16 protein-coding genes and 1 pseudogene are annotated in these 20,992 nt (G+C 55.9%); 7 read left to right on the forward strand and 10 right to left on the reverse strand.

Features of this window, described 5'->3' with window-relative positions:
- Positions 1–251: 251 nt before the first annotated feature.
- Positions 252–3,164, reverse strand: a complete 2,913-nt coding sequence (locus FE783_RS14540) for a family 78 glycoside hydrolase catalytic domain (protein WP_138880106.1) — start codon at positions 3,162–3,164, stop codon at positions 252–254.
- A 157-nt stretch (positions 3,165–3,321) separates the two neighbouring features.
- On the opposite strand from FE783_RS14540, the gene FE783_RS14545 reads away from it, so the two are divergent.
- Complete coding sequence (locus tag FE783_RS14545) at positions 3,322–4,107, forward strand: AraC family transcriptional regulator (RefSeq protein ID WP_138880107.1); 786 nt, start codon at positions 3,322–3,324, stop codon at positions 4,105–4,107.
- 160 nt (positions 4,108–4,267) lie between these two features.
- On the opposite strand, the gene FE783_RS14550 is transcribed toward FE783_RS14545, so the two are convergent.
- From FE783_RS14550 to FE783_RS14570, 5 genes are all read right to left on the reverse strand, one after another.
- Positions 4,268–5,782, reverse strand: a complete 1,515-nt coding sequence (locus FE783_RS14550; RefSeq protein ID WP_138880108.1) for an extracellular solute-binding protein — start codon at positions 5,780–5,782, stop codon at positions 4,268–4,270.
- Positions 5,783–5,807: 25 nt separating this feature from the next.
- Positions 5,808–6,686: a carbohydrate ABC transporter permease gene (locus FE783_RS14555; RefSeq protein ID WP_138880109.1), complete on the reverse strand. Its 879-nt coding sequence runs from the start codon at positions 6,684–6,686 to the stop codon at positions 5,808–5,810.
- An 18-nt stretch (positions 6,687–6,704) separates the two neighbouring features.
- Positions 6,705–7,601 (reverse strand): ABC transporter permease, encoded by an 897-nt coding sequence (locus FE783_RS14560; protein WP_138880110.1) that lies wholly within the window; start codon positions 7,599–7,601, stop codon positions 6,705–6,707.
- 66 nt (positions 7,602–7,667) lie between these two features.
- Positions 7,668–8,039, reverse strand: a complete 372-nt coding sequence (locus FE783_RS14565) for a Rieske (2Fe-2S) protein (protein WP_138880111.1) — start codon at positions 8,037–8,039, stop codon at positions 7,668–7,670.
- Positions 8,036–9,172 (reverse strand): amidohydrolase family protein, encoded by a 1,137-nt coding sequence (locus FE783_RS14570; protein WP_138880112.1) that lies wholly within the window; start codon positions 9,170–9,172, stop codon positions 8,036–8,038. Before FE783_RS14570 ends, FE783_RS14565 begins: the two co-directional genes overlap by 4 nt.
- Positions 9,173–9,739: 567 nt before the next feature.
- Here FE783_RS14570 and FE783_RS14575 point away from each other — a divergent pair.
- The 3 genes from FE783_RS14575 to FE783_RS14585 all read left to right on the forward strand — a co-directional run bounded on the left by FE783_RS14575 (position 9,740) and on the right by FE783_RS14585 (position 12,117).
- On the forward strand, positions 9,740–10,393 hold the full coding sequence (locus FE783_RS14575) for a hypothetical protein (RefSeq protein WP_138880113.1): 654 nt from the start codon (positions 9,740–9,742) through the stop codon (positions 10,391–10,393).
- Between the two features lie 98 nt (positions 10,394–10,491).
- Complete coding sequence (locus FE783_RS14580) at positions 10,492–11,502, forward strand: hypothetical protein (protein WP_138880114.1); 1,011 nt, start codon at positions 10,492–10,494, stop codon at positions 11,500–11,502.
- A gap of 57 nt (positions 11,503–11,559) precedes the next feature.
- Positions 11,560–12,117, forward strand: coding sequence for a GNAT family N-acetyltransferase (locus tag FE783_RS14585; RefSeq protein ID WP_238403090.1), 558 nt, complete (start codon positions 11,560–11,562; stop codon positions 12,115–12,117).
- Positions 12,118–12,261: 144 nt separating this feature from the next.
- Here FE783_RS14585 and FE783_RS38315 read toward each other — a convergent pair.
- Positions 12,262–12,435: pseudogene (locus tag FE783_RS38315) on the reverse strand (aldo/keto reductase); the annotation flags it as partial.
- Positions 12,436–12,743: 308 nt separating this feature from the next.
- Between FE783_RS38315 and FE783_RS14595 the strand changes: the two are divergent.
- Genes FE783_RS14595 through FE783_RS14605 form a run of 3 tightly spaced genes read left to right on the forward strand, consistent with a single transcriptional unit; the run spans position 12,744 to position 17,330 of the window.
- Entirely contained in the window at positions 12,744–14,399 is a 1,656-nt protein-coding gene (locus tag FE783_RS14595) for an RNA polymerase sigma factor (protein ID WP_138880117.1), read from the forward strand.
- Between the two features lie 15 nt (positions 14,400–14,414).
- Positions 14,415–16,910 (forward strand): LamG domain-containing protein, encoded by a 2,496-nt coding sequence (locus tag FE783_RS14600; protein WP_138880118.1) that lies wholly within the window; start codon positions 14,415–14,417, stop codon positions 16,908–16,910.
- Between the two features lie 48 nt (positions 16,911–16,958).
- The gene (locus FE783_RS14605) at positions 16,959–17,330 is read left to right on the forward strand and encodes a VOC family protein (RefSeq protein ID WP_138880119.1); all 372 of its coding nucleotides are present in this window, start codon (positions 16,959–16,961) and stop codon (positions 17,328–17,330) included.
- Between the two features lie 242 nt (positions 17,331–17,572).
- On the opposite strand, the gene FE783_RS14610 is transcribed toward FE783_RS14605, so the two are convergent.
- From FE783_RS14610 to FE783_RS14620, 3 genes are all read right to left on the reverse strand, one after another.
- Positions 17,573–18,412 carry a GNAT family N-acetyltransferase gene (locus tag FE783_RS14610; RefSeq protein ID WP_138880120.1) on the reverse strand — a complete coding sequence of 280 codons (840 nt, stop codon included), beginning with the start codon at positions 18,410–18,412 and terminating at the stop codon, positions 17,573–17,575.
- A 169-nt stretch (positions 18,413–18,581) separates the two neighbouring features.
- Positions 18,582–19,979 carry an MFS transporter gene (locus FE783_RS14615; protein ID WP_158301804.1) on the reverse strand — a complete coding sequence of 466 codons (1,398 nt, stop codon included), beginning with the start codon at positions 19,977–19,979 and terminating at the stop codon, positions 18,582–18,584.
- A 139-nt stretch (positions 19,980–20,118) separates the two neighbouring features.
- Entirely contained in the window at positions 20,119–20,976 is an 858-nt protein-coding gene (locus tag FE783_RS14620) for a C39 family peptidase (protein WP_138880122.1), read from the reverse strand.
- Positions 20,977–20,992: the final 16 nt, after the last annotated feature.

Here is a 20,992-nt window from a genome sequence, read left to right on the forward strand (position 1 = left end):
CCTGATGGCCGGGGACGGCACACGCCGAGTGACGGGGTGCAGGGGGCGTGGCTCCCTGCAAAAAGCAAGAAACTATGAAAAACCGAGTAATTCACAGTAAGACTCCAGAATTAAGGGGCCGAACCGATTAGTGAACATAAGTTCAGTAATAGCAATTTTGGGTTCGCTATTTCCACAAACATAGCCAAAACCATCAAATTAGCGAAATGAGGTTCACTGCTAATGAACAGCGGTTCACTATTGCCTCAAAGTCAACGATCCAGCACCTTTTTAACCGAACGGACGATCTCTCCCGTCAGCCCTTCCGGGATGCGGATATCGAGCTCCACGCTTTTCGGCGCGGACACCTTGAGCGTCATATTGTCTCCATCGATGCGCCAATCAACTTCGATCAGGTCGCCTCCCGGAAGCGGAACCGCGCCTCTCGCCCACTTCAAGCCGCACGGATTCGGCTCGATCGTCGCGCGGCTCCAGCCCGGCGCCGCCCGCTGAACGCCAAGCACGCTGCTTCCGAGAAAATATCCCGGCGCGGCGGACCAAGCATGGCAGTGGCTGCGCGTAAGCTGTTCGGGATTCGCCCGGTTTTGGGTAAAATTCGGGTACATTTCCCAGCACGTGGTCGCGCCGTTCTCGATCATTTGCCCGTAATTCGCGCGGATGTCGTCCAGCATATGCCCGAACCGCCCGGACAGCGCGAGCGCCTCGTAGTAGAAAAACGACATGAACGGGCTGCCGATCCGAACGAACCCTTCCGGCGGCTCCACCAGATACGCTTCGATCCGTTCCTTCCGGCTTCCTTCGGCGATACGGCACAAGTAGGCGACCACCTGTGTCTGCATGCTGAATATGCCGGATCGTCTGCCGTCGGAGTGGATGCAGTCCAAGTAAGCCTGCTTCTCCTCGCTCCACAAATGGTCGTTGATCGCATGCGCCAGCGCGTCCGCCGCTTCCCGGAACGGTCCGCTCTCCATCGTCGCGCGTCCGGCCGCATTGGCCAGTTCGGCCGCCTTGCGCAGCGCCTGCACGAGAAACATGTTCTGATGCGTCACCACGCCGTCCTTCGGCTGATCGATCGGGGCCCAGTCCAGCAAATTCCACCCTTTCATGTTCAGGAGCCCGCGTTCGTCCCGTTTGGCCAAATAATGCTCGAGCGTAAAGCGAACGGAAGGCCATATCTCGTCCGCAAACGACGCATCCCCGGTATGCTCCGCATACTCCGCACACGCGACGACCCAGAAAAACGTCCAGTTCGGAATGACGCTGTTCCATCCGCTCGGCACTTGATCGACGTATAGAGGCGTCAAATGTTTGGAGCCTGGAACGAGCTTCAAGCAGCGCTTGACGATATCGAGCGAGCCGAACGCGTAGTAGTTGACAAGCGCTTCGTTCCGGGCGTCGCCTACCCAGAATACTTGCTCGTAGGCCGGGCAATCGACGAACGTGTCTTCCATGCACAGCCGCGTCGTATGGCGGCTAATGTCCCATATTTGTCCGAGCAGCGGCTCGGAGCATTCGAATTTGCCCGCGTCGGTAACCGGATAATTGCTTTGGTTGACGTACACCTCGTACAGCTTGACCGGCCTGGCGGCGCTTCGTACGGTCAGCAGCAAGTAGCGAAATCCTCTGCGTACCGGCGACAGGAAGCTCTGCCTTCCGCCCCGGCATATATACCGGATCGTATTGTCCAGCCCGTACGTATGCTGCCGGTAATCACCCTTCAAATATTCGATGCCGTACAGATCGATAATCGTCCCCGCTTCCGCCTCCACCTCGAAGCCGATATAGCCGGACCATTCCTTGCCGAAATCGATCACGAGCTCGCAATCGCCTTCCGCGAAATGCGGAATGACGGCCGGCTCCGGCGACGGGATGAGCGCATGCTCCAATTGGCGCGGAACCGCGTATGGTTCGGACTCGATCTGCCAAACGGAAGCGCCGAAGACGTCTTGCTCGGTGTATAAGGCCGGCGGAAGCGGACGAATCCACGCCGCGAATGCCTCCAGACCGGCACGGTCCGCCAAACCTTTCGCCCTAATGAAATCGGGATGCTCGCGGCTGATCGGAACGACTCCCTGATGGTCGATATTGACGGCGGATTCGAAAGGACCGACGACGATAAACGGCGTTTCCCCGGAACCGCTTCCCTTGCCCTTGCCGGAAAAAGGCGAGTGCAGCTCGAAACGGGCCGTTCCGTCCGCGGCAATATGGTAAGCCGCTCCATGATCAGTCGACGTGACGTCGATCAGCAGCAAATGCTCTCCCCTCTCCAGCTCCAGCTCGAAATAACGCTCTGGCTGGACGCCGTGCCATTTCCCGAGTGGGTTGCCGTCCACCCATATGTTCGGCGTACGTATTCCGCCCGGAAAGCCTAACGTTACCGTTCCCGCCTCGCTCACAACGATCGATGCGGCCAAATAGCCCGCATATTGAACATGGTTGGCGTGGTTGACGCTGTCCGGGATCATGGCCGCGCGGAGATCGATCGCGGCCGTCCACCTCGGCGCCTTCACCCGACGAAGCGATTCGATCCGCGCCGGGACGATTTTCTCCTCGGTCAGAAACGGAATATCTCTAGCCACGAGCGATTTCCACGGCCCCTCTCCGACGCTTCCGACGGAGAAGGCGCTGTCCCAGCGGCTATCGTCGTATTCCGGTTTCCCCCATGCCTCGTCCCACAGCCGTGCGTCATACACTTCGGCGAACGCTTGCTGGCACGACATGCGCGGTGCTTCGGGCTGCTGTGCGGCCACTCTTGCCGTCTTCCATCGGGCATCCGTGGCCGCAGCGACAACGGCGCCGTCCTCCGAACCAAGCTCAAGCTCGGCCAGCAGGCCGCCGCGCCCTCGGATGTAATAAAAGTTGGAGACGCCGAAATGGAGCACAAGCACCGCAATCGTATTGTCCCGCCCGGCCTTCAGCAAATGCCCTACTTCGTATGTATCGTAAAATTGCTCGGCGGGCCACGAACGGACCGGTCCCCTTCCGACCTGCACGCCGTTCACGTACAGCACGTAGCGGGAGTCCGCACTAATGCTCAGCTTCGCACTCCCCGCTTGCCCGTCCTGCAGCGCGAACGCACGCCGGAAGCAGCGCCACTCGTTGCGCGGACTTTCCTCTTCGCCGCCCCATATCCATGTTGCCGTCCACTTTTTGCCGTTTATCAAGGGTCACACTTCCTTTATGGTTTGCTGATACTTTAGACCTCATTGTAATTGTTTTCCGTCTGCGATAAACGGGGGTTATTGCCGAAAATATAGGGCTAACTTGCCACGGATATGATATTCTGATCGTAGATTCCAAGTTCGAAGGAGGGCGGCCGCCATGCCTGCCAACCGGTTCGAGATGAAAGGGTACGTGTACGCCGGGCCTCAGCCGGGCTTCATCATGCCTGAGGATACGTACGATCATTACGTCATGATCGCCATGGAGGTAGGCTCGTTCGATTACGAAGTCGGCGAAGAGCGCGGAAGCGCCGCTTTCGGCGATATCGTCTTCTGTCCGCCGGGCATCCCGTTCAAGCGCAAGGCGCACGGCGAAGTCGTGTTCCATATTATCCATTTCACGCTCAATCCGGAAGCCAGCGAGCCCGACGACCGGGTTCCGGTCGGGAAAGTTTCGGTCAGCGACACGACCCGGCTGTCGTCGACCTACTCGTATTTGCGCAATTTTTTGGACAGGCCCGGCTTCAATGCGCCGATTCCGAAGGTGAGCCACCATCTCGTATCCGATCTGCTGTTCCTGTGCGAGATGGAGCGGCAGCTTGCGCTGAAGAGCAAAAAAACGATCGACCCGCTCATGCAGCAGGCGGCCGGCTACATTCACCGCCATATGTTCGGCGAAATCAACATGCGGAGTATCGCCGCCATGCTAGGCATCAAGCAGCCGCAGCTGACCCGCAGGTTCCAGGAAGCATACGGCGTCGGCCCCGTCGAATACGTGACCGGGCTACGTCTGGAAGAAGCGAAGCGGCAGCTGCTGAACTCGGACGATACGCTCGAATCGATCGCCGAACGGTGCGGCTATGAGAGCGGCTCCTACTTCAGCCGCGTGTTCCGGGCGAAGGTCGGGCTGAACCCTTCCGCTTTCCGGCACAATTACCGAATGTAATTATTCCCCCAAAAGTGAAGTTCCGCTTCGCAGCTTATTCCTATTACTTTCGGGGGAGCCCCCATGTCAAGTCCCCCTCCCCAACAACAAAACCCCCGTCGGATGCGCGTATCCGGACGGAGGCTTTATCGGCACTACCTTATTCGATTGCGGAAACCGCTTACTTTTTCAGCTCGACCTGTTCCTTCTTGTATATCGCCGTCGCCTGCTCGATCCAGGCGCTGCCGCCCTCGGCCAAAACTTTTTTCTTGTAGTCGGCATACAGCTTATCCAGATCGCCCTTGGAGACGATCGCCGACGTTCGGAATTCGAGCTCCATGTCGTCCAATATTTTTTTCTTGTCCCGGTCGATTTCCGGCACCCCGAATATATACGCGTCCGGTATCGGACTGTTGACCGACAAATCGATCCCTTTGCGCGTCGTTTCGTTCATGAGCTGGTACTCCATGCCGTCCAGCCGCTGCATAATGCCCGAATAGGCGAATCCGCCCTCGTTCCGCAGCTGGACCGCGTCGTCGAACGGCTTGATCCATTCGAATTTGCCGTCCTTCATCGTATAATGCTTGCCGTCGATGCCGGCCCAGGTCAGCCGGTCGCCTTCTTCGCTGACGAGGAAATCGAGCACCTTCATCGACGCTTCCGGATTTTTCGATTTGCTCGAGATGAACGTCCACGGTCCCGTATCTTCGCGCACGTACCGAGTGTTGCCGCCTTTGCCGTCCGGTCCTTTCACGATCGTGTAGACGAACGTCGGCTTCGGATTCTCGATGTAGCGGGTCAGCCAGTTTTGCGTCGTGCCCGGAGGGTTGAATTGGAAAGCACCCATCTTGCCGTTCCACAGTTTCTCGAATTCCTGCAGTGACGGTATCGTCGAGAAGTCGGGCTCGATAAGACCTTGCTGGTACAGCTTGTTGTAAAATTTGACCGCCTCGAGATAGCCGGGAGCAAGCGACCACGGCGTCACTTTGCCGTCGACCAGTACGCCTCTTTTGAAAGGAACGCCATAGGCGGCGAAAATGTGCTCGAACGTCTGATCCGACGCGACCGACAGCCCGAGCGGAATCGTATCGTTTTTGCCGTTGCCGTCGGGATCTCTCGTCGCGAACGCCTTGAGAACGCTCTCATATTCGTCCAGCGTCGTCGGCGTCTTGAGCCCGAGCTTCGTCAGCCAGTCTTGGCGTATCGCCAAGCCGTTGCCGAGCACGTAGGCGTTCGGGATCGCATACGTTTTCCCGCCGATATACCCGGCGCCTTTCAAATATTTCCCTTTGTTGTCGACGATGTTTTTCCCGGATTTGGCGAGCAGATCATCTAGCGGCATGACGACTTTGTTGTCGACGAGATCGATTATTTTCGCCTTGCTCGATACGCGGAAAATATCCGGAGGACTGCCGGAGGCGATCATCGTATTCAGCTTGTTGTCGTAGTCCGGACCGTCCACGGCGATCACCTGCACGTTAACGCCGGTACGTTTGCGTATTTCCCGGATCACCGCATTGTCTTCGGGAAAGTTGGTGCTTTTGCTTGTCAATATCGTGACGGTCGGCGTCTCGCCCGGCTTCGTCTGATCTCCGCTCCCCTCATTCCCCGTCTTGCTGCAAGCGCTTACCAGAGTCATTGCGATAACAACCGACATTCCTGCCATTGCCGATCGGTTAACCGTTTTCCTATTCATGGCGAACCCCCTCCTGTACGCTGCTTTATCCTTTGACCGAGCCGATCAATACGCCCTTCACGTAATACTTCTGCAGGAACGGGTAGATGAGCAGCATCGGCAGCACGGATGCGATAACCGTCGCCATCTTGACCGATTCCTCCGTCACCATCCCGATATGGGTCGCGAAATTGTCCGCCCCCTGCACCTGCTGCAGCGAGCTGCCGTTCAGCATCGTCCGCAGAAACACCTGCAGCACCTGATTGCTCTGCGTGTTGATATACAGAATCGCGTCGAAATAATTGTTCCAATGCGCCACTCCGTAGAACAAGGCGATAGCCGCGATGACCGGCATCGATACCGGCAGGATGATCGTAAACAGCACCCTCGAAGGCGAAGCGCCGTCGATACTCGCGGACTCCTCCAGCTCCGCCGGAATGCTCTGAAAATAATTTTTCATAATAAGCAAATTCCATGCACTGATCGCTCCGGGAATAATGAGCGCCCATATCGAATCGAGCAGACCGAGCTGCTTGACGAGCAAATAAGTCGGGATCATCCCCCCGCTGAACAGCATCGTGAAAAAAATCATCAGCGTAATCGTGTTCCTCCCCATAAACCGGCGCAGCGACAGCGGATAGGCTAGCATCATCGTGAACAGCAAATTGACGAACGTGCCGAGAAACAGCCTGACGATCGAGTTCCAATAAGCCGTATAAATGCCTTTGCTGTCGAGCAAGATTTGGAACGACATGAACGAGAAGCCTCTCGGTAGCAGGAAAATGCCGCCGCCCATCGACAGCTTCGGATCGCTCAAGGCATACATCAGCACGTGCCAGAACGGATACAGCGTACACAGCGACAACAGGAGCAGCAGGCCGTTCAAAGTCCAGTAGCCGGCCTTCTCGCCGAACGATTGCTTCATCTCGTGCAGCCCCTCCTCTCAAATGAGTCCGCTGTCGCGGTCGATTTTTTTGGCGATATAGTTCGTAAACAGGACGAGCACGAGGCCGATGACCGATTTGAACACCCCGGTTGCGGTCGACAAATCGTACTTCGCTTCCTCGAAGGCGAGCTTGTAGATGAACGTATCCAATATTTCGCTCACCTCGTACACTTGGGGATTATAAAGCGCATACACTTGATCGAGCCCCGCGTTCAAAATATGACCGACGCGAATAATGAGCAGGATGACGATCGTCGTCCTCAGCCCCGGCAGCGTAATATGCCAAATTTGCCGCCATTTCTTCGCCCCGTCCACTTTGGCCGCTTCGTACAGCTGCGGATCGATCGAAGCGATCGTCGCCAAATACAGCACCGTGCCGAACCCGGCCTCCTTCCAAATGTTCGAAACGACGAGCAAGCCGCGGAAATATTCCTTGCTGCTCAAGAAATTCGTAATCGCCCCCTCGTAGCCGAACCACACCGCGATTTCCTTGATTACCCCGGTGGAAGGGGAAAAGAAAGCATACAGGATGCCCGCGATAATGATCCACGACACGAAATGAGGCAAATAAATGACGGTTTGGACGAACCGCTTGTACAGCATGTGCCGCACTTCGTTCAGCATGATCGCCAAGATGATCGGCGCCGGGAAGGCGAAGAAGAGCTGGTAGAAGCTTATAATGATCGTATTGCCGAGCGCTCTCCGGAAGCCGCCCATCCCGAACAGCTTGACGAAATTGTCGAGCCCGACCCAGGGGCTTCCGGAGAAGCCCTGGTACAGGTTGTATTTTTTGAACGCGATCAGGATGCCGTACATCGGAACGTAATGGAACACGATGAAAAATAAGATCCCCGGAATGGCCATCAAGTACAGCAGCTTGTCTTTCTTCAGCATCGTTATCGCAGCTTTAATGTCCGTTCACCGCCTGTTATTATCGAAATTTCGGACACCGCCCGGGATCTACATATGGACGAATATTTGCTCCTCGTCCACGGTTACGTCGTACCGCTCAACCGTGACATCGTACGTTTTCGTACGCGTTCTCGGATCGACGACCATCTGGCCGGTCTTGATGTCGAACTCCCAGAAATGCCAAGGGCAGCGGACGATTTCACCCTCGCGCTCGAAGCAGAATTCGCCGGGAACGTTCGACGTAACGAAGGAGGTCGTTATGCCTGCGCACAGCTCCGCGCCCTGATGCGGGCATAGATTGCGTATCGCATAAAAATGCCCGTCGACGTTGTACACCCCGATGCTTCTCCCTTCGATTTGGATGATTTTCTTGGAGCCGGGAGTCCACTCCGAGATGCGCCCCACCGGATAACGTGTCATGCGGTCGCCTCCCCGGCGGCTTTCCGCTGCGGCAGCTTGTACAGTCGGGCGGCGTTTTGGTAGAAGATCGCATCCCACGTCCGGTCTTCCAGCTTCGGAAAAGCGTGGAGCGGAGAATCGAAATCCCAATGCGGGAAATCGCTCGCGAACATCAAGTTCGACTCGGCATGGATGGCCTCGAACATCGGCTTGATCAGCTCCGTCTTCGGCGGCAGCTCCAGCGGCTGCGACGTGACGTATACGTGCTTGCGGTAATATTCGCTCGGCGGCTCCTTCACCCATGGCGTCTGATGACGGAGCGCTTTCCAGTCTTCGTCCAGCCTCCAGATCAGCGGGGCGATCCACAGCATCCCGGCTTCCATCATGACGAGCTTCAGCGTCGGATATTTGTCGAACACGCCTTCGAAGATGAAGCTGGCCAGATGGGCCATCATAATTTGCGCGCGGGCGGCCCGGTATTCGATATAGCTCGTGACGTGCCCGGCACCGGTAGGCGGATTATTAATGCCGATCCCCTCCATGCTCACATGGATCGTAAACGGCAAGTCGTGGCGCACGCACGCCTCGTAGATCGGATGGTAAAACCGCTGGCCGTAAGGCTTCTGCGCCCCGTTCGATACGACAACCTGAATCATGCCGGGATGCCCGCCGACCCGGTCGATCTCTTTGGCCGAGAGGACGGGATCTTGCTTCGGGATGAGAATCGAGCCCTTCAATCTGCTCTCGCGGGACAAATACCGCTCGATGTAGTAATCGTTGTGCGCCGAGCATACCGCGGCCGCAAAATCGGTGTCCGTCGCCGCATGCACCTCGTATCCGCCGCCGGTCAATATCCCGTATTCGATATTGTATTTATCCAGATGATGCTCGCGGAGATAGTTCAAATAATTGTCTTCGTGCGTTTCGTTGCGGGGCAGCTTGATATCTTGCATGCTGCCGTTGATTCCCCCGTTCAGAAACAAGCCGCTCTGCGCCGGAAGCCGCCACCCGAACGTCGAGACCTGCTCGCGGTATATGCGCGGCATATAGGGGAGCAGCTCGTCGCGCGGAGCGCTTCCGTGAATGTCCGTATCGATAATGGATCTCTTCCGTTTTTGTTTCTTGACCGGCATGTCGTACTCTTTCGTTTCCATCGAAAGCCCACTCTCCTATCCCGTTGTTTCTTCTCTTTATTGCATTGCCGAAAGACTTTGTCCGTTATCGGTGCACGTGCGCTCTCTAGTTCCCCCGGCATCCCCCTTCTGACTAGCGGTTTGAGATCTCGCCTTCATCATACATCCGTCTCCGGCCGTTTTACATACACTCATTTAAGCTTTTATTTTCACTTTTTTGCCTTCCTGTCGGTGCGAGGCATTCAATTTTGAAAACCTTTACATTATTTTGGTAAATAGCATTAAACCGATTCGGTCGTCCCGATCGGTGTAGGTGTTTGTACATATTTGTCGGTTGTTGGGGATAGCGTCGAGTCTCGCTTCGTTCCGCCGCGAACATTTTTATACAAAACAATAAAGCATTCCCAAGCTGGCAGAGATCTATCACCTGAGCGAGGATCGCATTCGTGATCGTGTATGAGAATTATTAAGTTTAGCCGCTCATAGGAAGGAGATGGTAGGTTTTCGCAGAAATTGTAATAAACCAAGAGGCTGACGATTCACTCAGCTAAATCAGCGAGTCGATAGTCTCGACAATATGATACGGAGGTGAATCCGATCGCTTCTCTACATCGGATCCAATGGATCGACGCCTGCATACGGCAGGGCCGGTATCCCGGCATTCCCGCTATATTGGATCGGTTCGAAATATCGCGGCGTCAGGCGCTTCGGGACATCGAATATATGCGCGATTCTCTCGGCGCCCCTATCGCCTACTGTCCGAAGCGCCGGGGCTACTATTATACAGACGATTCATTCGCCGTACCCGGCCAGCTCATAACGGCCGATCAAAGGGAACTGCTCTCTTGTCTGGCCACCAATTACGAGGTTTTGGCGCAGAACGATACAAGAGCAACAGAAGCTTACACCGCATTGGCGGAATTATTGCAGCGCTTGTCCGGGAAAGCCGCTCCTTCGATGAAGCTGCATCATATTCCAGGCGACGGAGTCGTACCGTTCCGTGCAATCCTCCGTCCGGAGTCTGCGGTGATGATGCCGCATCGTGCTATTCCGTCAACGCTCCGGCGGTTTTACAGGGGCAGAACGGAGCTGCAAACGGATATTTTCGAGTTTTACGATTCATACGAATTTATCCCGGCATTGTTGGCTTCGGGAGTATCCTATACGATCGAGCACCCGAAATGGCTGAAATCGAGGCTGCTCCAGTTTATCGAGCGGTTGCATAATCTGAATAGCGGTTGAATTGGACCTCCTAGCCTGGGTGTGACATTCTGTGTCACGCCCTCTTTGTTACGATAAGGTTGTAACAATGAAATAGACCATGATGGAGGATGATTGGTATGGTTGAACAGCCGATTCAGGCACGATCTACATCCGCTAGGCTCGGCGGATGCTGGACGACTTATCTCGGAGCGGCATACGGCGTGCTAACCTCAGCAGGGATGATCTCGCTGACTTTGCCTGAAATGGCAGGCATGACCGGCATGGCCTTTCAGTTGTACGCACATAAGCGCTGCAAGGCGGCATCCGTAACGGTATACGATTGGGCCGGTCGGCATCTGAACGCGCTCGACCGGATCGGAATCTTATCCGAGACGTATCACTACGAGCCGAACATGCGCTCATACGAAGCCGCTAGAAAACACGCCGTATTCGCCATCAAGAGATCGATCGACCGGGGCATCGCCGTCATTGCATGGGCTATCGACAACGGCGAATTCGGCGTCATTTACGGCTACGACGACGAAGACGGCATCTTCCTAGTGGACGGAGTAGATAAATTCAACCGTCCGTTCGGCAGCGATCCGATGCTGTATGACAATATCGGGGCGAAGTTTCCTCCCGCACCGATCCTTCATTATCAAATCCCTTTGGCATCTGTCGCCTATGATCGGGAGAAAACGTATATGGACTCTCTTCGCTTCTACGTGCGCGAGATGGAGAAAACGTTCCACGTATCGCCGGAGTATCACAGCGGATTGCTGGCGTACGAGCTTTGGATTCATGCTCTAAACAGCGGCGATTACGATTCATTCGGCCTCCGTTATATGACCTCCGTCTTTGCGGAAGCGAAAATGATGGCAGCGCAATATGTCAAGCAGTTGGCCGATACGTGGGGAGGATTGTCCGGGATTGCCGATGCTGCCGAACGGTTCGATCGGATTTCGTCGTTGTTCAGCACGATGATGACTGAAGTTTTAGCGCAGGATTGGCACGGAGCGAAGCATCTGGGCAAGCCCGTAACCCCCGATCAAGCGAAACGGTTAGTTCCGTTGCTGCACCAAGCGAGAAGCTTGGAATCCGAATGCGTGAACACAATCAAAAACAGTATTACAAACGGCGGCAAGTGACCCGTAAGATCCGTTTATGGTATTGTTTGTACATAGACGAAAGGAGAGCATATACCGATGAACGTATGGGAAGGCGGCAAAATTAGACTGCGGGCAGTCATTCCGGAAGACTGGGAGAAGTTCCACGAGAACGACCGGGATTCGGAAGGAGCAAGGTCAAGCGACAGCGTGCACTTCCCGCGATCGGCGGAGCGCGCCAGGCGGTGGGCGGAGCAGGAAGCGTCCGAAGGTCCCCGCGGCGACAATATCCGGTTTGCTATAGAGACGCTGGATGGGGAATTGGTAGGCAGCATCAACTCGCATAGCTGCGACAGACGCAACGGCACCTTCAAGTACGGGCTGGCCGTATTCCGTCCTCATTGGCGCAAAGGATACGGCTCGGAGGCAGTGCACCTTTTGCTGACTTATTTTTTCAACGAACTGCGCTACGAGAAGGTCACCGTGCACATATACGCGTTCAACGACAGCTCCGTCCTGCTGCACGAGCGTCTCGGCTTTAAACAGGAGGGCAAGCTCCGCAGCATGATCTACACAAACGGCCGACATTACGACGAGTATATTTACGGGCTGCTGAGGAGCGAATTTGTCGGAGAGTCCGGTAGACGCACGGTCTGAGGTTGAACGTGTGGATGCACCGTCATCCGGGGTCATAAGAGCTGGCAGAGACTGCTATTTTTCGTGACTGTCCGCTTCCGCACACAAAAGAGGGGCTGTCTCTCAAGTCCGACAAGACTTGAGGGATAGCCCTTCCCCCGCTTCTTATGCTTGGAAAATCCGGTCGATCGCCGCGATTTCCTCTACCGTTAATCGGACCTTTAATGTTTGCAAATTGTTCAGCACCTGCTCCGGCTTCTTCGCGCCGGGAATCAGCACGTCGATGGAATCTCTCGTCAAATACCAGGCCAGCACGACATGCGCTACTTCCGCCTGTATCCCACCTGCCGTCAATCGGGCCTCGCTTAAGGGCGGGACGGTTATTTGATGAAATGCACCGCTTTCTGCGAACTGTCCCTCCGCGCCCCAACATGCAACCTGCAAAAGTGCATTAAGAATGAACCAAATCCGCATTTTTATACCTTCTACGGGGGGCATGGATTGACTGCTCCATATGAAGGAGGAATCTTACGGAACATCGAATATGTTCAAATCAGAGGTTGGGATAGTTTATAAAAAAATTGCTCCCGGATGTCAGAAAGCGGCAGCCTCCAGCATCAAACACGGTAAACGCGAAAGGAGGAACTATGGGACCGCAAATGAATGACTGCGAGGACGACATGCAGAAAAAACTGGCGGAACGGGCGCGGGCCGGAGATCGGGAGGCGTTCGGCGAGCTTGTTAGCCTGCACCGAGCCAAAGCGTTCGGGATCGCCAGGCGAATCGTGCGCGATCCTTCCGCCGCCGAGGATGCCGTTCAAGAAGCGCTGCTTCAGGCGTTTCTTCATATTAACCGGTTAGCGGACGTGGAACGATTCGTCCCTTGGCTGAGCCGTATCGTCCGCAACCAGGCGCTGATGAAAATGCGCAGCGCGAGCCGCGCCTCCCGCGAGACATCGTTCACCGGTGTTAGCAGCCATGCCGGAGCCGGTCCGGATTCGGATCGGATCGACTTGGACAGCCTGCTGTACCGGATGACCCGGGCGCAGCGTGCCGATGACGGAACGGCCGATCCGGAGAACGCGCTGATGCGGCGTGAGTTTTATTCGGCCGTACACGGGATGATGCATGGCTTGTCCGCCCGGGAGCGCGCCATATTCGAGGCGCATTTTTTTAACCAGTTGGGACCGCAGGAGATCGCCGCGCTGTTCGGGACAACCGAAGGGAACGTATACAAGTCTCTGTCCCGGTCAAGAGCCAAAGTAAAGGAAGAACGGGTCCGCGTCTATTTGCGCGACCGGCTGGACGACACCGATGCCAGGCAGCGTCAGGCGAAAGTGCTGCTCCCTATCCGGACATCCGGCGAAGTATGGTCATTCGCCAAAACATCCGTATGCGTATGTTGGTACTTGATGTTGCGCTATGCCGGCATACCCGGACTGGATATTTCGGAAGTGATGGGCCTAACCGGGCAAGCGTTTCGCCTATGCGTGGAAAAGTCACGAATCGACGCATCGGGGCCGACGTCTTATTATTGGGAGCCGGTGTTCGAGGAAGGTTTGAATAGGCTTGGTTTCCGAATGCGGAATATCGGCGACGGGGGCATCGCGCCATCCGCTTATATGTTGGGAGAAGCGGCCGCATTCGCCCGGACCACGATAGCCGGCGGCATGCCCGTAGCGGTGTGGGACATGTTCTCCCCGGAATTCGGGCTGATGTACGGCTATGAGGATGACCGCCAGCTTTTTACCGGCGATGACGGACGCGGCCCGCGAACGCTGACCTATGACCGGTTGGGCCGCGGCACTGCCGGCGGGCTTTTCGTCATGGCGGTGGAACGACTGAAGGATACGCCCGATCCGCAATCGACGGCGGTCGAACTGATCGCGTCGATTACGAAGCACGCCTACGGGGAGCGTACTTTCCCGGGTTATGTCACCGGATTAGGCGCCTATGACGCTTGGCGGCAGTCGTTTCGGGACGGTTCGACAGATCCTCTCGGAAATGCTTACACTCTAGCTATAGCAGCCGATGCTCGGGAACATGCGGTCCGCTTTCTGCGGCGCTGGTCCTCACAATGGGAAGGCGAACGGGCCAAGCTCGCCTTCAAGGCGGAAGGACATTATTATGAGGCGGCCTGCTGTCTGGCCCGTCTGGCCGCTTTGTTTCCTTTCCCCCACGGAGGAAATCCACATGACCGCTCGGCCGCCCGTGAAGCGGAATCGCTGCTAGCCGAAGCGAGAAATCAGGAAGAGGCTGGCGTAGAAACGCTCGGCAGGTTAGCCCGTCATATCAGCAACTGATCGGAGGATGAGCACTTGGAACGAAATACAGCGACTAAGGTCGATGAGACGATATGGATTCCCGTATTCGACGGGACTATGCAAATAGACCGGCTCGTTGCCGCAGCTGGTAGCAGCCCCGTACGGACGAAGGAAGGCATTCAGTTTACCGATTCGTTCGGCAGCTTCCCCGCCATGACGGAATCGGAGTATCGGACTCCGTTTACGGTCGAGGCGACCGTCATGACGGACAGTACGAATATCGTGCTATTATTTGCCAAAGGGCAAGTCATCCTGAATTGGGACCGCCGGGAAGATTTGCTGCACGTCCGCCACCCCGCGACCGGCCAGCCTTTCAATGTGCCCGGCTCCGGAGCCGTTCCGGCAAGCCGCTGGCATCACGTCGAGTGGATTATAGCGGAGGATGTTATGCGCGTACTTGTCAACGGCGAAGAACGATTCGCGCTTCCTGGCAATTATAGGGGGCTTTCCGGCAAAGTCGGCATCCGTACCGGCTGGCGCGCCAATTTGTCGATCGGCTCGCTCCATATCGGGGAGCGCCTCCCGGCCGACGACGATACGGACGGCGGAAACGATATCCGCCTTAACGGCTATACCCCGGTTCCCCGCTCATCTACCTTTATCGGGTGTTTGTTTGGCGCCATGCGTTATTACAATCGGTACTGCGACGAAGCGGAGCTTCTATGCGGAGCCGGGTATTCTTGGTTTACGCCCGACCCGGGAAACAGCTTCGATCAAAGCGTAAATTCATTGATTGCAGAGCGGGTCGGAGGATACTTCGGATTGGAGTTGGATCATTGGCATAGGTCGAGCGGCGACGCAGATGGAGCCGTCAAGTTCGTTCGCAAGGCGTCGGCCGAACGGCTGCCCGTATTCGGAAGGTTTGATGAAGCCGGCGCGTTTGAAGCGGTCACGACTCTCGGCGGCAGTACGCTTCGCATCGTCTCGGCCGATGGAGGGAGCCGCGATGCCTCTTGCAAGGAGGCCGTGGAGCTTGTTTCGGTACGAAAGGGCAAAGAACCATCGGATCGGGAGCGGGCTGCAGCGATTTTCCGTAACGCGGCCGATCATGCAGCCGACTACTCGGAATCAGCCTATTCGGCATGGATCGCTGCGCTCAAGGCGGGAGCGGCGAATGACGGGCTCGCCTCGCAAGCGGCTGAAACGGCACGCGCACGAGCAATGGCTGCGGATTATTTGCACAGTTGCCGGGAAACGCTCGGGGAGCCGCTCGCCGGGCAGCTATCGGCAGCGATTCAACATTTCGAGGCGGCCGGAGAAGCTTGGAAGCAAGCATCCCGGATGATTCCCGTCTCTTCTGAAGATACCCTCGTCTCCTTGTATAACGCTCAAGCGGAGGAACGGGCAGGACTGGTCGAGCTTGCAAAGGCTGCCGACGTGATGGCCGGCAGGAAGCTTTTGCATGGGCTCGTGTACCAAGGCCACAGCTGTATTTCCCAATTCAACGCGTTTATCGGCATCGCCAACTATTACCGGCTCGAATGCACCGACGCATGGGTCAAAGGCGCGAGCGGCCGCCCGTTTTTATTCGCTTTGCACGAGCGGGTGAACGTTCACGATATATGTTTACCGATCCCGGAGCGCGGAATCATCAAATTGTACGCCAATATCGGTTTGGAAATCGACGGCGTGGAGGGCTATGCTGAGGGCGAAGCATACAAAAAGCTGCTGGAAACGGCGTGGGACCGCGCACGCACCGGACTCGATTCCGGGTTGGCCTGCTTCGGCCGGTCGGTCGATTTCCAGCAAGGCGAGTACTCCCTGATCGTCGGATACGATCATGAAGGCTATTATTCGCGCGGTTGGCACCCTCTGTCGACGAAAGCAATCCCGTGGACCCACTATGGTCTCGGGCAGTGCACTTGCCTGCCTTGTACGTTGGGCCGAACGGAGCAGCGGCCGGGCTTGGAGCCCGTCAAGTCCGTTTGCCGCTGCGATTTTTGCCAAAACCTGCACCGTACCGGACCGATAACAAGTGCCCGGGATGAAGGCGACGTTCGCTTATACGTGGTAAAACCTGCGGCTCCCGCTGACGATCGCACCGTTGTCGCGGACGCTCTTCGGTTCGCCGTGGAATTCGCGCAGGAGGACGGACCTTGGGCGAAGCCGGATATGCGTACCGGTCTGCAAGCTTACGATCTGCTTATCCGCTCGCTCGAGAAAGGAACGATCGACGGCTGGTACCTCGGCTTGCTCGCCAACGGCTGGCGCGAATGCCGGCACGCTGCGTGGCAGTTTCTCGTCGAAGCGAAACGGAGGCTGGACCGGCCGGAGTTCGCCGCCTCTTTCGACGACGCGATCGCCCAAACGGAGCGGCTTCACGATGCATTCGCCAAGCTGAACGATATGTTCCCTTGGATGCAGCCGTTCGGCCCGATTCCGGATACGGAGCGGCGCTATGCCGGAGCGGAGCTGCTGCGCGGGGCGCGCAAAACCGAAGCGGCCGCCATCGCCGCTTACGATAGATTGGTCGCATGTTTGAAAGGATAATAGCTTGATCGCTGTACGAAATCTTATACAAGACAAGGAGCATACCCTGTGAGCCAACAACCGTTTATCGAGCAGATCCATTATTTCCGAATCCCCGTTACGGATCTCGACGCTTCCGTACAATGGTATACGGACATCCTCGGTTTGAAAGTACGGCGAAGGGGCGAAGGCTTGGCGGTTATGGAATTGCAAGAGGACCCGTTGCTCGTGCTCGTGCAAGCCGATGCAGAGTCGCGCGGACATTTCACCATAGACGGACGTGCCGAGTTTTCCGTCGGCTTCACCAGCCCCGACATTCACAACTTTCGCGATCATCTGATCGGGCAAGAGGTGGAGGTCGACGAGATGAAGGAAGATAACGGGCACTACTTCTTCCATTTCTTCGATCCTAGCGGCAACAAGCTTCAGGCGCACTGGTAGGAGAGACTGGACGACTTGTTCTATACGCGTGATACGCGGCGGCTGATAAAGTCCCCGTAATAGAAATTGAATGTCGCTTAACCCGTAAGTTTGCCGCTTAAGCAAGCTTATGCAAAAACGAAGAAGTCTTTTAATTTCAAGGACTTCTTCGTTAACAGCCCTCACTGTTCTTCCACTGAATTAACGTAATCCGTTAGGTTAACGACATTGTGTAGAGCAACAGTTCGGACGAACAGTGATATTTAATCCATACTAAGTCGCATCAAATTCCTTTTTATTTCGACTTGGAAACCAAGCTGTTGATTCACTGTTCGCATACCAATGTTTTTCAACGCTGTTGTCACGGTAATTTGATTAACATGAGGACATTCAATCAATAGTTCTGCAATTAAATTAGCCTTGACCGCTCTTGCTAAACCTTTTCGACGATAACCAGGCAGTACAACTGTATCTTCTTGACTCGCCTCTTCTTCACCCGTCACCTCTATTTCGGAAAATGCAATGATTTGTTTGTTTCGTTTATCCTCTAATGCCCCAACCCAAAGCATCTTCCCGCTGGCCTGTCGGTGCTTCTCATTATTGCGAATTAGCTCTTTGTTCCATAATGGAACAGAAGGCGGGAAGCGATTTGGTGCATCTGATATGAACCGTTTTACTCTGGCATAAGAATCGACATACTCCTCCGGTACGGCTGCATTCCAACAGTGGAAACGATAATTAGGCTCTAATAGCGCATATGAAGTTAACTTTTTATAATCCAAAGCATCTCTATTTAAAACGGACATCTCCAATTCGTCTCCGACTACCGCTCCTGTTTTCAAAGCAAAATACTCGCCTTCTGAACCTACCTGGACTACAGCCTCAAGCACTTTTACATCCTCAGTGCGCAAATCGTCGATAATAATAGTAAGCAATTTCGTGCCTATTCCTATCCTACGAAAATGGGGATCGACCTGAAGTCGAACGTAACGAGCGTTCTCTTGAGAACCTACTGCGATTTTTGCTGCCGCCACTACCTGAGTGTTAATAAGAAATTCCCAAGTACACAAATTAATTCTTTTTACTATCCACTCGTGCTCCACTGTATCTTCATCTCCATTTTTTTATCGTGAAAATGCTTCTAGTCTATATGCTACTTATTAAACTAGATGCCCGTTTGCAGAAAACGGGCGATATTTCCACACCTCATTTCGAGCAACACCCATAAAACACAAAAGTCCGGAGCCTGATCAAGCTCCGGACTTTCGCTATTTACGCCGAGACGCCTGTCGTCTCCGGCTTGCTCTTCGGCAGCAGCCGGCCCGCCAGCGTCACCGCCAAACAGAACAGGAAGCAGATGCCGAACAAGATCCGGATCGGGACGCCGAACGACTCCCCTTCTCCACCCGCTGCGCCCATCGAGCCGACAAGCAGCGTTGCCAAGCCGATACCGGCGATTTGGCCGAGATAGCGGACCATGGCGAGCAAACTACCGGCCAAGCTGCTTTTCGATGCGGGAGCCGCGCTCATAATTTCCGCATTGTTCGTCGCATGGAACAGCCCGATGCCTACGCCGAACACCGCCAGCTGCAGACCGACGCCGATCGCCGTCACTTCCGGCAGCAGCGCGACGAAGAGCATCGATAACGCACAGAAGAGCGACCCGGCGGCAATCGGCGCCGCTCCCCCGTATTTGTCGCGGAACCAGCCCGCGAACGGAGCGATCACGCCCATCGCGAGCGGCTGGAGCATAAGCAGTGCGCCGGTTGCCCAAGCGGAATAGCCGAGCTGGCTCTGCAAGTAAAACGTGACCGGAATAAGCGTAGCCGTCTGCGCCAAATTGATCAGAAACGAGCTGGCATTGCCGAGCCATACTTTGCGGTGGCGGAACAGCTCCCGGTCCAGTACGCCATAGTCGATGCGCCGCCCTTGCAGCCAAAGAGCGATCAGCAGGGCAATGCCGATCATGCCCTCGACCCATGCAACCGTCGAGAAAGCCGACTCTTTCTTCACCGACTCGGCCGCCATCATGAGCAGGCAGGCGCCCGCAGCCAGCAGGAACACGCCGACGAAGTCGAACGGCGTCTTGGCCGATTCGCTCTTCCCGCGCGGGAACCACCGCATGCCGAGCACGCACGCCGCCAATGCGATCGGCACATTGATCCAGAACAGCCACGGCCATTCGACGAATTCGAGCATGAATCCGCCGATCGCGGGTCCCGACAAAGTGCCGATCGAGATGACGATCGCATTCACGCCTAAGGCTCGTCCGCGTTCGTGATCCGGAAATACTTGCCGCACCATCGCCTGGCTGTTCGCCATAATCATCGTGGCCCCGATCCCTTGCAGGCAGCGCGACAGCAGCAGGGCGACGAAGCCTTGCGAGAGGGCGATGCACATCGAGCCGATCCCGAATACGAGAAATCCGCAGCTGTATACTTTGCGCCGCTCCAATCGGTCGGACAGCTTGCCGAGAAACGGAAGCAGCACGACCATCGTCAGCAGATAGACAGTCGCCGCCCATTGAATCTGGGCGAGAGATACCGAGAATTGCTTCGCCATAATCGGCAGCGATACGTTGACGATCCCGACGTCCAGCGTCGAGATGAGCGTCCCCATGTTGACAATTTGCAAAATACCCCATTTGTTTACTTTCGTGCTCGACATCATCCGTATTCCTTCCCCATGCGTTTTCCACGGCAATATACCGCTATGCCGAAGGTTGCGACAAGAAACGTCTCTCGCCTGATTGTACATCCGTCCGTTCCGAATGAAAAGAACAATTCTCGTGTATGTTCTTCCGCAAACGTCAGCTCTTGTACGTCACGGCCTGGCTCCCCATCTGAAGCCACGACGAAATCAGCGTATCCCGCTCGATAGCCTTGGCCGCCGTACCGTCGAAGGGATCGTTGACATAGAAATAATCGGCGTCATAGCCGACAAGCAGCACGGCATGCTCGTTCCACGACATCAGAACCGGCCCCGCGTCGCTTAGCCACGTTTCCATCACCGTCTCCGGAGCAAAATTGATGTTCGTCCAAATGACGACCGGCCTGCCGTCCGCAACCGCCGCAAGCAGCTTATCGAACGGCTCCTCCGTCAAATCCTCCGCCCGACCCGGCAATATTTCCGCCAGCAGCTGGAACACCGGTCCGTGATATACGCCGAACCCATCGGTTTCTCCGGTCATATCGCCTACGAAGCCGATGTCCGGGTTGCCCCACGATTCGACCCCTCCGTCTTCGCTCCATACGACAGGAGTCGTATCTTTGGCCACCCGGTCTGCAAGCTCCATCTTGTCGACCGGGTGGCCCGCGGCCTCAAGCAGCATAGCCAAGCTCGTAACCTCGCAGCCGTTGAACAGCTCGGGGAGCTGTTCGATTACAGGCACTTCAATCATTGCCTCGGGCGGCAGCGGAAGCGGCGCTACTGAAACGCTGCCTTCGTCCGACGGCGGCGGTTTCGCGGCATCGGACACGCTTATAGCGATCTCCGGAGCCGGAGGAGCCGTCTCCGGAGATCCGCCGCCGGCAAGCGCGGCCGTTACCGGAAGCTCGACGGTGTTATCGCTAGACGTATGCGCGGACGATCGCGGCATAAAGGCGGCGCCTGCCGCAACGGCGGTCAAGCCTCCCGCTACCGTCAACGCGATGATGACTTTCTTCACCTTGTTGGCTCTCCCT

It is taken from the genome of Paenibacillus mesophilus, from assembly GCF_005938385.1.
GTDB classification, from domain to species: Bacteria; Bacillota; Bacilli; order Paenibacillales; family NBRC-103111; genus Paenibacillus_AB; species Paenibacillus_AB mesophilus.

Excerpts from the sequence above, each read along its gene's own strand:
- FE783_RS14545 (WP_138880107.1), top strand. The coding sequence starts at position 3,322 with ATGCCTGCCAACCGGTTCGAGATGAAAGGGTACGTGTACGCCGGGCCT.
- FE783_RS14550 (WP_138880108.1), bottom strand. The coding sequence starts at position 5,782 with ATGAATAGGAAAACGGTTAACCGATCGGCAATGGCAGGAATGTCGGTT.
- FE783_RS14555 (WP_138880109.1), bottom strand. The coding sequence starts at position 6,686 with ATGAAGCAATCGTTCGGCGAGAAGGCCGGCTACTGGACTTTGAACGGC.
- FE783_RS14560 (WP_138880110.1), bottom strand. The coding sequence starts at position 7,601 with ATGCTGAAGAAAGACAAGCTGCTGTACTTGATGGCCATTCCGGGGATC.
- FE783_RS14565 (WP_138880111.1), bottom strand. The coding sequence starts at position 8,039 with ATGACACGTTATCCGGTGGGGCGCATCTCGGAGTGGACTCCCGGCTCC.
- FE783_RS14570 (WP_138880112.1), bottom strand. The coding sequence starts at position 9,172 with ATGGAAACGAAAGAGTACGACATGCCGGTCAAGAAACAAAAACGGAAG.
- FE783_RS14580 (WP_138880114.1), top strand. The coding sequence starts at position 10,492 with ATGGTTGAACAGCCGATTCAGGCACGATCTACATCCGCTAGGCTCGGC.
- FE783_RS14585 (WP_238403090.1), top strand. The coding sequence starts at position 11,560 with ATGAACGTATGGGAAGGCGGCAAAATTAGACTGCGGGCAGTCATTCCG.
- FE783_RS14595 (WP_138880117.1), top strand. The coding sequence starts at position 12,744 with ATGGGACCGCAAATGAATGACTGCGAGGACGACATGCAGAAAAAACTG.
- FE783_RS14615 (WP_158301804.1), bottom strand. The coding sequence starts at position 19,979 with ATGATGTCGAGCACGAAAGTAAACAAATGGGGTATTTTGCAAATTGTC.